This is a genomic window from Echinicola sp. 20G (genome assembly GCF_015533855.1).
Lineage (GTDB): Bacteria > Bacteroidota > Bacteroidia > Cytophagales > Cyclobacteriaceae > Echinicola.
Genome location: NZ_AP024154.1, coordinates 4,567,652 through 4,583,089, shown reverse-complemented (window position 1 = coordinate 4,583,089; position 15,438 = coordinate 4,567,652). Strand labels below are relative to the sequence as shown.

Here is a 15,438-nt window from a genome sequence, read left to right as displayed (position 1 = left end):
TAGCTACTATATTTTCTAATATCAATACAATATTTGCGATTGCTTTTAATTTGTGTTCTAATGTTTTGAGAATCATTTTAATATGTCTTTTTTCATATCCTAACCTGAAATGATCACTATTAGAACATGAATAAACCCATTGCCAATAAATGTGTTGTCATTAACCATGATACTGCTCCGGTAAATGAATTTGAATTGACCCAGAGAGTGGAAGAGCCCACAGACAATCAACTTTGGGAAAGTATACTTAAGGGTAGTGATGAAGCGTTAGCTTCTTTGTACAGTAGGTATGCCAATAAGCTCTATAACTATGGTACCCAGATTACATTGGACAAGGATTTGGCTTTTGATGTGGTTCAGGATGTTTTTATGTACATCGTTTCAAAAAAGCTTGGGTTAAAAAAAATAGAGTCCATCAAAAATTACCTCTATGCTTCTTACAGAAGAAGATTGTTAAGGTTAATGAAGAGGAACCGCAAAATCCAACTAAATGGTGAATATCATAGAAGTGATGGTTTTATGGTTGAAATGGATGAATCTTTTTATGCTTTGTCTACCCCATTGACCATAGATGTGAAAAAGATGTTGGAAAAGATTTGTAATGATTTGCCCGTTAGGCAAAGAGAAGTAATCACACTTTATTTTTTCGAAGAGCTATCCTATCAGGAAGTAGCCGAAATCATGGACATGTCACATGTCAGATCTGCCAGAAACTTATTATACAAAGCCATTGCCAATATGCAAAAGGCCTTAAAGGGAAAGGAAGACCTTATTTTTGCGCTTTCTTTGGTTTTCCCCCTTCACCAATAGACTTGCCAAATGATTGGCCAGTGAGAAATAAATTCGAGTTAAATAAAATAAATACACCTCTAACCGATGTCATTTTTTCATGCTGTGTCTCTTATAATCTAAAAGAAAGATTAGGTAGAATAAGATACAGATGGAATTCAATCCCAACAAAACATCAGACTTTTTAGAAAATCCATTTTTCATCAAATGGGTTAAGCATCCTAATAGACATACTGATCGCTATTGGGAAAACTGGAACACAGAGAATTCTGAAAAACAGGCCATATTTCTGGAAGCTATTCAAATAGCAAAAGGACTTCAACCAAAGGAATCAAACCAGCTTTCTGCTGATCAATACCAACTGGGGTTGGATCGTATTATTGCAGCTAATAATTCGAATGACAAGGATCAAGATAGGTCAAAGCCGCAAAGAAAATCTCAACATCGATTTTTGACGCTAGGAGGATCTATAGCGGCTTCTATTGTTTTGATGGGCATTGCCATGGTTATTTGGGTTTGGTCACATGAGGAAATTTATGATCCCGTTTTGGCGGAGATTCCTATGGTTGTTAAAACTGCTCCAAAGGGTGTGAAAAAAAGCATTATTCTTCCCGATAGCAGTAGAGTTACCTTGAATTCAGGTAGTGAAATTACCTATCCAGCTGTTTTCGGAGATCAACGTGTGGTGCACTTGAAAGGACAAGCCTTTTTTGACGTTGAACGAGATACCCTTCATCCATTTATTGTAAAAAGTGGAGAAATACAAACCAAGGTCTTAGGGACTTCTTTTGATGTGAAAGCCTATGATGAACTAGAGGTATTTCATGTGGCGGTGGTGACAGGCAAAGTAAATGTTCGTACAGATGATGGTATTGAAACAAATATAACTCCAACAGAGGCTTCCTTTTACCATAAATCATCTAAATCCCTTAGTAAACAGCATTACGATTATGAGACGCTTGTAGGTTGGAAAGACAAAATTCTAAAGTTTAACCGTGCCACTTACCACGAAGTCTTCCGGGAACTATCCTATTGGTATGATGTACAAGTGATTCTTCCTGAAGGAATGATTTTAAAGGGGGACTTTACTGGTAGGTTTGAGAACCAATCATTGGAGAATGTACTCAAAGGAATGGAGTATACCACCAAAATGCATTTTGAGATCAAAGGAAGGGAAGTAGTAGTAAGCCTCCCTTAATGAAATAAATTCAGTTGGCCAGCTGGTTTACATTGTAATAAAACAATTTTCAATTAACCCGATAGATTATGGAACAGAAAATACCCATCAAAAAAGAAGGACGTAAGCTGATGCTTTTTATGTTCTTTTTATCATTTCTTGGAAGTTCCTTCCAATTTGCTTTAGCCCGTTCCGATAACTGGCAGCGAAAAGACTTAGACCAGGTTTTTTTAAGTATTCATGTCAAGGATAAGTCCGTGTACACCATCTTCGATGAGATAGAAGAAAAGACGGGCTACGGTTTCTCATATGAGCGAAGTCAACTTGGAGATTTGACTCCACAGAGTTTGGACTACAATAATGGAACTTTGCTGTCAGTATTAGAGGAACTTTCATTAAAGGCCAAGTTAAAATTTAAAAGTATCAACAATACTATCCATGTTTCCAAACAAAAGGACAGCAGTGAAAGGATAGAAATAGTGGTAGACAAAACTGTCAGGGGTACAGTTATTTCTGCTGTCGACAACCAGGCAATTCCAGGAGCTACTGTTAGTATCAAGGGAACCAGTCGCGGAACAGCGACCGACATTGATGGGAAATTCACCATCGATGTACCGGATAATGATGCAGTCTTGGTTATTTCCTTTGTGGGCTACAAAGACCAGGAAATAGTAGTTGGTAATCAGACTACAATCTCCGTTAGCTTGGAGGAAGATTTGCAAGGGCTTGATGAAGTAGTGGTAGTGGGATATGGGACACAGAAGAAAGTGAATGTAACTGGAGCTGTAGCAGATGTGGATGGGGAAGTTCTGGCGAAAAGGCCGGTGACCAATGCTGCGTCGATGCTTCAAGGGAGAATGCCGGGGGTCAGGGTCGTACAAAACTCAGGTCAACCAGGTGATGAAGGCCTTGGTATACAAATCAGAGGACAAGGCACTTTTAGTGGGGCTGGCTCAAACCCATTGGTACTTATTGATGGGGTAGAGGGCAACTTGTCAGATATTAACCCCAATGATATTGAGAATGTTTCTGTATTGAAAGATGCGGCTTCAGCCTCTATTTATGGATCAAGAGCTGCCAATGGAGTGATATTGGTAACCACTAAGAAAGGATCAAAAGGAGGTTTGAAAATTGACTACCATGGAAATGTTGGGATTTACACTCCTTCAAGAATGCCCGAATTTATTACCAATTCAGCCGAGTACATGGAGCTTTGGAATGAAGCTAAAACCAATAGTGGAATAAGTTCAGGACTATATACCCAAGAACAAATTGATTTATATAGGAATGCCACAGATAGGCAGCAATATCCTAATACCGACTGGTTGGATATAATATTTAATCCTGCTGCTACCCAAAATCATTATTTGTCCTTTAATGGGGGAGAGAACTTGACGACGTACAATGTTTCTCTCGGTTATGTAAACCAAGAAGGGGTGATGAAAGGATTTAATTACGAGCGTTATAACTTTAGAATTAACCTCAGTTCGGGTTTAAATGAAAAGATTCGATTTGGCACCAACCTATCCTTACAAAGGGGAGAGAGAGAAAATCCAAGACAAGGAGCAGTGGATACTTTTTTGAGCACATTGAGCCAAGCCCCTACTTATGGACCAGTTTTACCAGATGGATCCGGTAGATATACCTACAAGGCTTTTGATTTTGAGAGTAACAATAAAAACCCTGTAGCAATAGTCGAAAATGGTGTTTTGAACAGGTTGGTGGATCATTCTATCAATGCTCAGGCATGGACAGAGTTTGAGTTAGCCCCTGGCCTAAAATGGTATACCAAAGGAGCTATCATTGCTGATTTCAACAAGTCAAAAGACTGGAGACCCGAAGTGCCCTTATACAACTACCTTACTGGAGACTTTATGACTGATTTGGATGTCGGCGGAAGAGGACTAAACGTCAATTCCAATGAAAATATCTATGCCAATCTATTTTCTTATTTGGCTTATGAAAAGTCCATTGCAGATGTGCATCATTTTAACTTTCAGGCAGGTTACAGTCAAGAATACAATAAGTACGAATTCTTGACCGGATATAGGGAAAGGTTTTCAAGTAACCTTTTGCAAGAGCTGAATGCAGGAAGCCCAGCAGTCCAAAATGCATTTGGATCAAGTGAAGAATGGGCCATCCAATCGTTCTTTGGAAGATTGGGGTATAATTTTGATGAAAGATATTTGATTGAAGCCAATCTTAGATATGATGGAACGAGCCGCTTGAACCCAGATAACCGATGGGGTGTTTTTCCTTCTGTGTCAGCGGGCTGGAGAGTTTCTGAAGAATCTTTTATAGCAGATGGAAATGTCAACTGGTTAAATGATTTGAAGATCAGAGCCTCATATGGAGAATTGGGCAACCAAAATATAGGAATCTATCCGTACCAAGATATACTGGTTTTTACAGGTGCTTATCCATATGACAATAGTGATTTAGCTACTGGTGTGGCCCAAACGAGACTGTCCAATCCTGCCATTAAATGGGAAACCACCAAGATAACGGATATAGGAATGGATTTAATGTTGTTTGATGGGTTAAATGTAACCGTGGATTGGTATAGAAAAACGACTTCTGATATCCTGCGAAGTTCCCAATTGACAGGAGTGGTTGGACTCTCACCACCTACTATCAATGACGGTGTGATGCAAAATACCGGTTTAGAAGTTAATTTTAATTATAGGAATTTTATCAAAGGAGGCAGTCTTGAGGGGCTTAATTATGAAGTAGGTTTCTTTATTGATCGATTTAGAAATGAGTTGGTGGAGTTTGGAGCGGAGGAAATCAGTGGCTATCAGATATACCGGGAAGGTTTACCATGGGGAAGTTTCTATATGTTGGAAATGGAGGGAATCTTTCAAACTGAAGAGGAGGTTAATAATGCTCCAAAACAGTTTAACGATAACACTGTTCCGGGCGATATTCGCTATAAAGACCTGAATAATGATGGAGTCATTGATAATGATGACCGGGTAGTACTTGGTAATCCTTTTCCAAAATTTGAATATTCATTTAACTTCAATGCTTCTTGGAAAGGGTTTGACCTCTCTGCCTTTTTCCAAGGGGTTCATGACCGAGACATTTATGTCAATAACTGGGGGACGATTCCTTTTATTCAAGGAGCACCTCCCACTGTGGAATGGAGAGATCGATGGACACCTGAAAACCCATCTACAACCATGCCTAGGATGTACTGGGGTTGGAATGACTCTGGAAAGATCAGTAGAACTTCCTCATATTATTTGGAAGACGCTTCTTACTTAAGGTTGAAGAACCTTGTGCTAGGCTATAGCTTTTCAGAAGCTGTTTTGGAAAGGTTGAATATCAATAAATTGAGAGTTTACTTTTCTGGAGACAATTTGGCCACCTTTACCCAATACCCTGGACTTGATCCAGAGCGCGGAGGTAATGGTAATTTCGTTAACTATCCACAGAATAGAATCTATTCTTTTGGATTACAAGTACAACTATAATTACAAACCCAAATTTGATAACCATGAAAAAATTACCAATATATCTTGCTTTGGTTGGGGCATTGAGCATTAGCGGCTGTGATGGCTATTTGGATAGAAACCCAACTGATCAACTTTCTGCTGATGTATTTTGGCAAACAAAGAGTGACTTTGACAATGCACTGACAGCTGCATATGGTTCGCTGCAAGGAGATTTATATACCTTTGGTGCTCCCAACTGGGACGCACTGACAGACAATGGCTACGGGCAACATAACTATTGGGGAAGCAATGGAATAGTACAAGGAAATATCTTCCCATCTTCGGGGGGCTATATTTCTTCCATTTATTCGACAGCCTATCAGGGAATCGCCAGGGTCAATATCTTTCTGGACAAATTGGAAACCTATGAAGGCACTGATATAGATGCAACAACCAAAAGCCAGTATCAAGGAGAAGCAAAGTTCATCAGGGGCTTCTTCTATTTTCAACTTTATATGGCTTATGGTTCCGTTCCTTTGGTGACACAACCATTGAACCTTGAAGACCAGTTCCAGGCCAAGAACACTTCAGAAGAGGTTTTTGAACAGGTGAAATCAGACCTTACAGAAGCAATCTCACAATTGCAGGATGATCCTTATTATAATTCTGGAGGCCATTCAGTGAAGTCTTCTGCCCAAGCCTTATTGTTGAGGGCTTTGATGTACAATGCTTATGATAATTCAGGAGAAGCTGTAATAAGTGTTTTGGAAGAGGCAAAACTGTTGGCCACCGATTTAATGGATGGACAGTACAGTTTGGTCGATGATGTGGAAAGCGTATTTAGAACGGGATCACAGGAAGGGAATGAAGAAATTATTTTCTCCGTAAAATTCCTAGCTCCTGACAATGCAACAGCCATGGACCAATGGTTTGGTGATTGGCTAGTGGTGAGCCCTTTGCAGAATTTGGTTGATGATTTTGAATACGAGGATGGGATGGCCTTTGGAGAGTCTCCAATGACCGACCTTGATAATCCTTATGAAAACAGGGACCCAAGATTGCTTCAAACCATCTTTGTGGATTATGTGGATTGGGGAGGAGGCAATGAGCACAGGCCTTCCAATAATCGACCAACTGGATTTGGAGTGAAGAAATTCCTGACCCCAGAGCTAATTCCTTATGGGTATTCTACCAGAAGTGAACAGGACTGGGTAATGTTACGGTATGCAGATGTTCTTTTGATGTATGCTGAACTGGAAAATGAGCTCTCTGGTCCCACTACAAATGTTTATAATGCAATCAATGAAGTTCGTGAAAGGTCTAATATGCCAAATATTCCAGCTGGAATTTCCCAAGAAGAAATGAGGGAGAGCATCCGGCATGAACGTAGGATAGAGTTAGCATTTGAAGGACTAAGATACTATGACCTTAAGCGTTGGAAAATAGCCGAGGAAGTTCTGAACAATGTTGATGATGGGGTTATTCCATACCATTTTGAGGAGCGATTTTATCAATGGCCATTACCTCAATCTGAAGTTGATAAAAGCAATGGGGTATTGGAGCAAAACCCTGATTATTGACCTGTAATAAAGGATAATTAATTTAGGAAAGCCTTTTGATATAAGTCATGGGCTTTCCTATTTTTGGATTCATTAAAAATCAAATCAACCTTGAAAACATCAACAATTAAACTGGCTATTTTAACGGCCATTATTCTTTGTCAAACCAACCTTTCTATAGCTCAAAATCAAGCGGAGCATTTACTGTTTAAGGCACCTGCAAATAGCTATATAGAATCTCTTCCGGTCGGTACTGGTCAGATTGGTGGGATGGTCTTTGGAAACCCAAATAAGGAACGTGTCGTGATCAATGACAAGTCACTTTGGTCAGGAGGAGTTCAGGAAGCGGACCGAGAAAATGCCCACCAGTATTTGGAACAGATACAACAGCTATTACTGGAAGGAAATAACCAAGCAGCAGAAAAACTGCTTTCCCAACACTTTGTAAGTGCTGGAGATGGATCAGGACATGGAAATGGAGCCAATGTGGCTTATGGAAGTTATCAGACCCTTGGGGATCTCTGGATTACTTGGTCAGATACCTTAAAGGCTTTCGAAAATTATTCCCGAGTGTTGGATTTGTCGAAGGCAAAAGCTAGCACTACCTGGACTAGAAATGGGAAAAAATTTACAGAAGAAGTAATAGCGAGTATCGCTGATAATGTGATCGTGGTCAAGCTGAGCGCTTCCCAATCCAAGTCAATCAATATTAAAATTGGATTGGATCGAAAAGAAAATGCCAGCACCAAGAGTGTAGGTGATAAAAGTCTATTATTGGAGGGACAACTTCCAAATGGTGAAAAAGAAGGCATGAGGTTTTCTTCTGAAGTCAGAATAATCAATAAAGGAGGAAGTACCGAAGCGGTAGATAATCAAATAAAAGTGAAGGATGCTGATGAATGCATGATCATTCTGACTACTTCTACGGACTACTTGATTGATGATCCTGCCAAAAGAGGAAAAGACCCAACCATAAGCGTAAGGGAACATTTAGATGCCCTTGATTTGGGAAAAATTGAAGCAAGACAGCTTCAGTCCTATCAGGAATATTACAATAGGAATAGCTTTGAATTGCTTACAGAGCAGTATAACACAAACTTATCTACTCCAGAGCGTCTCCAGCGGTATGCACAAGGAGAAAGAGATCCCCAGCTTCCTGTACTTTATTATAATTATGGCCGTTACCTTTTGATATCTTCCTCACAGCCGGGCCAATTGCCTGCTAATCTCCAGGGAATATGGGCTACAGAGTATCAAGCACCATGGAATGGTGATTATCATTTGGATATCAATGTCCAGATGAATTATTGGCCAGCAGAACCAGTTGGATTGGGTGATCTTACCGAGCCTTTGCACCATTTTACAGCAAACTTGGTGAAAAATGGAGAGAAGTCTGCCAAGTCCTACTACGATGCTTCAGGTTGGGTGGCACATGTGATAAGTAATCCGTGGTACTTTACTTCTCCTGGAGAGGGAGCGAGTTGGGGTTCTACGATGAGCGGAGGAGCTTGGTTAACAGAACATATTTGGGAGCATTTTAGCTATTCTAGAGATACCGCTTTTTTGAAGCAATATTATCCTGTACTGAAAGGAGCTTCGGAATTTTTGTCCTCCATTTTGATAGAAGAGCCAGAAAATAATTATTTGGTCACCGCACCTTCCAACTCGCCAGAAAACACTTATGTCAAACCAAATGGCTATCGCGGACATACCGTGATGGGGCCTACTATGGATATGCAGATCTGTAGAGAGGTATTTGGAAATACAATTGAGGCTGCTCACATTTTGGGAGTGGATAAGAAGTTTACAGAGCAGCTCTCAGAAGTCAGAGGTCGCCTAGCTCCAAACCAAAAAGGAGCCAAAGGAGATTTGAATGAGTGGCTACATGATTGGGAAGATGCCGATCCACATCACCGTCATGTTTCGCATTTATACGGTCTTCATCCATATGATGAAATCACGCCTTGGGGAACTCCTGACTTGGCTAAAGCTGTAAAGGAGACCTTAATCCAGAGAGGCGATGATGGAACAGGTTGGAGCAGGGCATGGAAGATTAACTTTTGGGCGCGATTGGGAGACGGAGACCATGCTTTACTGTTGTTGAAAAAGTTACTTCAACCTGCAGGTGGAGACGGAAAGAAAATCATAATGAGTAACGGTGGAACTTACCCTAATTTATTTTGTGCCCATCCTCCATTTCAGATTGATGGTAATTTTGGTGGAACAGCAGGGATAGTAGAAATGATTTTCCAAAGTCATGGTGATGAAGAAGTCATACGCTTTTTACCTGCTTTACCAAGTGACGAAGGCTGGCAAAAAGGAAAAGTAGCTGGAATGAAGGCAAGAGGTGGCTTTTCAGTAGATTTTGAATGGGAAAAAGGGCAATTACAGTCAGCAACAATAACCTCCCAAAAAGGAGGAAATGCATCTGTTTTGTTACCTGCCCAAATGGCGGTTTATGATCAGCTAGGTAAGCTCATTTCAAAAAATTCCAGTAGTGAGGATCAAGTTGTTTCTTTTGAAACAGTTACAAGCCAAACTTATAGACTGCAGTAAATTGAATGAACTAAAAACCAAATTTTAAATGGGTCTACCGAAAATGGACAAATCTTTAATCATCTAACGTTACCTCAAGAAATGAAGATTTAAATTTTTGGGGCGATTGTTCTGATACATAAAATAAAAATTAATAGCAATAACAATCATCTGTAGATTAATGGATAAAAATGCTGTAAAATTATATTTTACAGCATTTTATTTTGTAAAGGCGTTGACTTTTAAGCTGTATTATTTGGATAATCGATAGTGGAAAAAATCTTGTTTTTGTGTTATAAAATCACCTATTCTGTATATATAAAACTTAATCCTTGAAACCAATGAGGTTACTTGGAAAATCGTATTAGCAGAATCAAATAGTTTGTTTTTTTCTATAAGTAACATTCATTTAAAGCGATAAGGTTTTAAATGAGCGGAAATATTCTTTAATTTAAATGACATTAAACCCAAACCCAAATGAAAAACCACCTAACAACCCCGATTCCTATTCTGGAAAGAAAGGTTTCTCGGAATAATCTTCTGATTTCGTATTCAAATGATACTGAGCTGTGGCAAGCCTTTAAAGACGGAAGTAACGCTGCTTTTTTGAACATTTACAAAAAGTATTTTAATAGTTTGTTTAGTTATGGAATCAGAATAAAGGATAATGAAGACTTGGTTAAAGACGCCATTCAGGATGTGTTTTTAGATTTAAAAAGAAACTGTAGAGGATTAGGCAATACTGACTCCATCAAGTTTTATCTTTTCAAATGCCTAAAAAGAAAAATATTCAAGCAGTTCAAGGTTTGGGAAGGCCAAAGGGAAGAATTGGTCCTTCAAGATAGTTTTGGCATTACTTTTTCACATGAGCAAACCCTGATTAATAAGCAGATAGATCTTGAAAAGGCCAAGTTGATTGATGGTGCTATTCAGCAACTCAGCCCTCGGAAAAGAGAAGCCATTTACTATGTGTTTTACGAAGGAATGTCTTATCAGCAAGTGTCTGAACTAATGGAACTTTGTGACGCTAAATCAGCTAGGGATTTGGTCTATAAAGCATTGAGATGTCTGAGAAATTCTGCAGGTTTTGTTCCAGTATTTTTTTCTTTGAATGGGCTCTTATAAGTTGCTTTTATTCTGATATTTAATGTTACGGTAATATTTTAATAATGTTAATTAGATAAAAAAAGTAATTTTTTTTGGCGTTGTTTTACTTCTTTCTTGCTTTACTTAGTAAAACAATTTAGCAAGAAAATGAGTAAGGCTTCTGAGCTTTTAGAAGATTTAGAGTTTGTCCGATGGGTAAAATTTCCTAATAGGGAATTGGATAATTATTGGAAGAGCTGGATGGAAGCTAATCCCGAAAGGATCAAGGATGTGATGCTAGCAAGGGAAATAATTTTAGGACTTCAATTTCCTTCCAGGCTTCCTTCAAAAGAACTCAGACAAGAAGTTTTTACCAATTTGCTCAAGGAAAATGATATACCTGAAATAGGGGGGCATCAAGAGTTAATTTCTTCCCATAATCAAAGTTGGTATGCCAACAGACTTTTGGGAAAGATAGCTGCCGTTTTAGTGGTAGTTGCATTACTTGCTGTTCTTTTTTTAAGCTTAAGAGGGGAGGATTCTAATGGACAGCATCAAGACAAAACCAAATGGCTGACAAAATCTATCAATAAAGGTGAAAAATTAAGTTTTAGACTTCCAGATCAAACAATAGTTTGGCTAAACTCAGGAAGTAGCTTGAGGTATCCAGAGAGTTTTGATTCCACTGTCAGGTTAGTGGAATTGGAGGGAGAAGGTTTTTTTGAAGTATCTGAAAATACCAGGCAACCATTTCAGGTTTTGACAAATGGGCTGTTGACCACTGCTTTAGGAACATCTTTTAATATTAATCATGCCAGCCGGGAAACAGTAAAAATAGCTTTGGTCTCAGGAAAAGTTGCTGTGCAGCATCAAAAGGACAGTATTTCATACCTCTTAAAACCAGGGCTCGCCCTGGCATATCAAAATGCCAAACACCAAGCAGAAATTAATGTTTTTGATCTTGACACAGAAGTAGGATGGAAATCTGGAAAACTCATTTTTAATAATGCCTCATTTAGACAAGTTACCAAAAAACTTCAGAAATGGTATGGGGTGGATATCGACGTTGTTGGAGCGCCTAAAAGCGATTGGGAATTCAATGGAAAGTTTGAAAACCAAACCCTAGAAAATGTACTCATTAGCATGTCCAATATTGAAAACTTTAGCTACCAACTTAGCAATAAGCATGTCGTGTTAAAATTTTAATCCAAAAAAGTATGATGTATTTCAATGATTCTTAAAAAAAGGCCAACTGATAATATGGTCAGTTGGCACATGTTGACGGTCTGAAGGGTGTTTAAATCTATTGGGGAATAGGATGCCCCTTGAGACCTAGTTTAATGAAATTTTCAATAAACCGTTTAAAAATATGAAATTAAACTTACAAAAGACAATATATATGTTGTCAAGGTACTTCTTATGTGTATTTGTTGCCCAACTAATGTTGATCAATTTGGTTTCTGCGACAAGTGTCAATGGCCAATATAAACCAATAGATAAAGTCTGGGTGAAAATTGAAAAGGAATCGATTTCATTGGGTCAGTTTTTTAAAACCATCGAAAGTCAAACGACCTATAACTTTCTATATGACAGAAAATCAATCGATACAAACAGTAAGGTGGTCCTCACTCAAAATACAGGATCAGTAGAGAGTTTTTTAATTCAAGTATCAAAACAATCAAAATTAAGGTTTAGACAAGTCAACAACAGCATTGATGTCAAAGAGGATGATAGTGCATCGCCTGTTTTGATAAAGAAAGAAGAAAGGGTAGCTGATGTAACCGGAACTGTAGTGGATCAAAATGGAGAGCCGCTTCCGGGTGTTACCGTTGTTATCCAAGGAACCACTGTTGGAACAGTAACAGACGTGGACGGTAAATTCTCAATCGATGTTCCAGATGGAGGAGTATTGGTATTTTCTTTTATAGGTTATGAAGACAAGGTTGTAGAAGTTGGAAATCAGAATCAACTGAGGGTTATTCTAAGTGAAAACCTTTCGGATTTGGATGAAGTAGTTGTGGTGGGTTACGGTACCCAGAAAAGATCAGATTTGACCGGTTCGGTCGGTTCGGTTACCACCGATGAATTGCTACAGCGTCCTGCCACTTCCATCAATCAATCCATTGCCGGTAGAATTCCTGGAGTTCAGGTCAATGTGAATTCCGGTCGTCCTGGCGGAAAAACCAACATTAGGGTAAGGGGGTTCAGTTCCATCAACTCTTCCAATAACCCACTGTTTGTAGTCGATGGAGTGCAATTGCCAGTAGGCAATCAAGCTGAGCGAAGTAATGCCATTGACTACATTAACCCGAGTGATATCATCTCTGTAGAAGTGCTTAAGGATGCTTCTTCAACTGCCATCTATGGAGCAAGAGGTGCTAACGGTGTTATTTTGATCACAACGAAAAAAGGAAAATCCGGTGAAGGTAGAATCACTTACACTGCGGAGTTCAGCACCAATACTTATGGTCCCAATAAACCTGAGGTATTAAATACCCAACAATATATGGAAGTGGAGCAGCTAGCTTGGGAAAACATGGAAAAATTTGATCCAGAGGGTTGGGCAGCAGGTAAGTGGACTTATTTAAATCCAGCTTTGAAGAGAACAGACCCTAGGATATTTGATAGTAATGGTAATCCTTATTATGACACGGATTGGATCAAGGAATCCACCCAAAGTAAGCTTTCCCAAAACCATCAGCTAAACTTCAGCGGTGGAAGCGATCGTACAACCTATTCACTGTCTCTAGGTTATAGAAATGATGAAGGTCTTTATATCAATTCCTTCCTTACTCGGTATTCTGGAAGGTTAACTGTCGATACCAAGGTTAAAGATTGGCTGACAGTTGGTACTTCGTTGAGCTACAACTACCAATCAGAAAATGTAGTGGATTACAATGACCAAGTGCCAAGAAGGATGGTAGAAGATTTTCCTTTTTTGCCGGTGTACTATGAAGATGGAACTTATGCAGACAACAGGGATTATCCCTATGCAGAAGGAACCATGAGTTCGGTTCATAACTTGATGGAAAGAACCTTTATTTTAAATACCCAAACGCTTTTGGGAAGTGTTTTTGCCAATATTAACCTTGGAAAAGACTTGGAGTTCAGAACTGTTTTGGGCTCTAATGTGATTACCCGGGAAACAGACAGGTACGAGGGTAGAACCATTCAGATTGGTTCACAAGGAAGGGCTTGGCTTGCCAATGAAAGGGAAACTTTTTGGTCATTTGAAAACTACCTGACCTATAAAAAGACTTTCTCTGAAATACATTCTTTCACTGGGATGCTGGGTATTTCTTGGCAGGAATCCAATGAATTCAATATGAATATGGAAGCCAGGACTTATGCTACCGATTATTTCTCTTACAATAATATCGGCGCAGGAAGTAATAACTTGGGGGTAGGATCAAATGATAGAAGAGAAGCACTTAATTCCTATTTTGGTCGATTCAACTATACTTTGATGAACAAATACCTCTTTACTTTAACTGGAAGGATGGATGGTTCTTCGAAGTTTGGTGATAACAATAAGTACGCTTTTTTCCCATCAGCAGCATTGGCTTGGAGATTGTCTGATGAGGAATTCTTGAAAGACCATAAAGTCATCTCCAACCTTAAGCTTAGAACAAGTTATGGACTTACCGGTAACTCCGAAATTCCTCCATATTCCTCTTTATCACTGCTTGGCTCGGGCTATGCGGCAATTATCAATGAATCTAGAGTAGGCGGAACAGGCATCAACCGTTTGGCCAACCCAGATTTGAAATGGGAGAAAACAAGCCAATATGATTTTGGATTGGAGTTGGAGCTTTTCAAAGGAAGAATATCATTTGAAGCGGACTTATACTACAGAAAAACCACAGATATGTTGTTGGATGCTCCTGTTCCGCAAACGAGCGGTTATGCTACCATTAGGAGAAACGTAGGTTCCATGGAAAACAAAGGGCTGGAACTGTCACTCAATACCATCAACATAGACAGACCTAATTTTACCTGGAGTACTGCTTTCAATATTTCCTTCAACAGAAACAAGGTGCTTTCTTTAGCAACTCCCGCTGATATTTTTGGAGTGGGTGGCCCAGGAATTACCAATGAAACAAGTATCATTAGGGTAGGAGAACCTGCAGGAGCCTTCTGGGGCTTAAACCGATTAGGAGTTTGGGGAATTGACGAAGCGGCTGAAGCTGCTGAATATACCAGTTATCGAAATGGCTTGACCATTCTTCCTGGTGATATTAAATACGAAGATGTGAATGGTGATAAAGCGATCACAGATGCTGACCGTATGATCATCGGAAATGGTAGTCCTGACGGTTGGGGTTCTTTTATAAACAATGTAAGATTCCGGAATTTTGACCTGACACTTGACCTACAGTTTACCTATGGTAATGACATTATGGACATGAACCTTCACTCTAGTGAAGACCGTCAGTCTTTGGCAAATAGTTATACTACTGTCTTGAATGCTTGGACTCCAGAAAATCAGAATACCATGATTGCCCAAGTGAGAGATACCCGTGCAGGTTATGTGACCAATGTGGATTCACACTGGGTTCAGGATGGTTCTTTTATCCGTGGTAGAAACCTGGTAGTGGGATATAACTTCCAAAAAGAATTGATCAACCGATTGCGTTTGAGTAACCTAAGACTTTATGCTTCAACCCAAAATTTCTTTTTGATAGTCAATGATGAAGTGATAGGTGACCCAGAGATTACGCCAATTAGGGGAAATGATAGCAATAACGTTTTCTCTCAAGGAATGAAGTGGCATGAATATCCAAAGCCTACCGTATTCCTATTGGGACTGCAAATCGGACTTTAATTTTATTAACCATAATAAAAAAAGATCACC

Annotated in this window: 8 protein-coding genes; all 8 read left to right on the top strand. The window is 39.2% G+C overall.

Annotated features, from left to right (window positions below):
* The first annotated feature begins 126 nt into the window (after positions 1-126).
* The 8 genes from JL001_RS18555 to JL001_RS18520 all read left to right on the top strand — a co-directional run bounded on the left by JL001_RS18555 (position 127) and on the right by JL001_RS18520 (position 15,408).
* The gene (locus tag JL001_RS18555) at positions 127-810 is read left to right on the top strand and encodes an RNA polymerase sigma factor (protein WP_200978900.1); all 684 of its coding nucleotides are present in this window, start codon (positions 127-129) and stop codon (positions 808-810) included.
* Positions 811-940: 130 nt separating this feature from the next.
* A complete protein-coding gene (locus JL001_RS18550; protein ID WP_200978898.1) occupies positions 941-1,987 on the top strand; it encodes a FecR family protein in 1,047 nt (348 codons plus the stop codon).
* 68 nt (positions 1,988-2,055) lie between these two features.
* The gene (locus JL001_RS18545) at positions 2,056-5,442 is read left to right on the top strand and encodes a TonB-dependent receptor (protein ID WP_200978896.1); all 3,387 of its coding nucleotides are present in this window, start codon (positions 2,056-2,058) and stop codon (positions 5,440-5,442) included.
* Between the two features lie 23 nt (positions 5,443-5,465).
* Positions 5,466-6,983 (top strand): RagB/SusD family nutrient uptake outer membrane protein, encoded by a 1,518-nt coding sequence (locus JL001_RS18540; protein WP_200978893.1) that lies wholly within the window; start codon positions 5,466-5,468, stop codon positions 6,981-6,983.
* Positions 6,984-7,073: 90 nt separating this feature from the next.
* Positions 7,074-9,518 (top strand): glycoside hydrolase N-terminal domain-containing protein, encoded by a 2,445-nt coding sequence (locus JL001_RS18535; RefSeq protein WP_236252889.1) that lies wholly within the window; start codon positions 7,074-7,076, stop codon positions 9,516-9,518.
* Positions 9,519-9,974: 456 nt separating this feature from the next.
* Complete coding sequence (locus JL001_RS18530; protein ID WP_200978891.1) at positions 9,975-10,622, top strand: RNA polymerase sigma factor; 648 nt, start codon at positions 9,975-9,977, stop codon at positions 10,620-10,622.
* A gap of 129 nt (positions 10,623-10,751) precedes the next feature.
* Complete coding sequence (locus JL001_RS18525) at positions 10,752-11,789, top strand: FecR family protein (protein ID WP_200978889.1); 1,038 nt, start codon at positions 10,752-10,754, stop codon at positions 11,787-11,789.
* Positions 11,790-11,952: 163 nt separating this feature from the next.
* The gene (locus JL001_RS18520) at positions 11,953-15,408 is read left to right on the top strand and encodes a TonB-dependent receptor (RefSeq protein ID WP_236252888.1); all 3,456 of its coding nucleotides are present in this window, start codon (positions 11,953-11,955) and stop codon (positions 15,406-15,408) included.
* Positions 15,409-15,438: the final 30 nt, after the last annotated feature.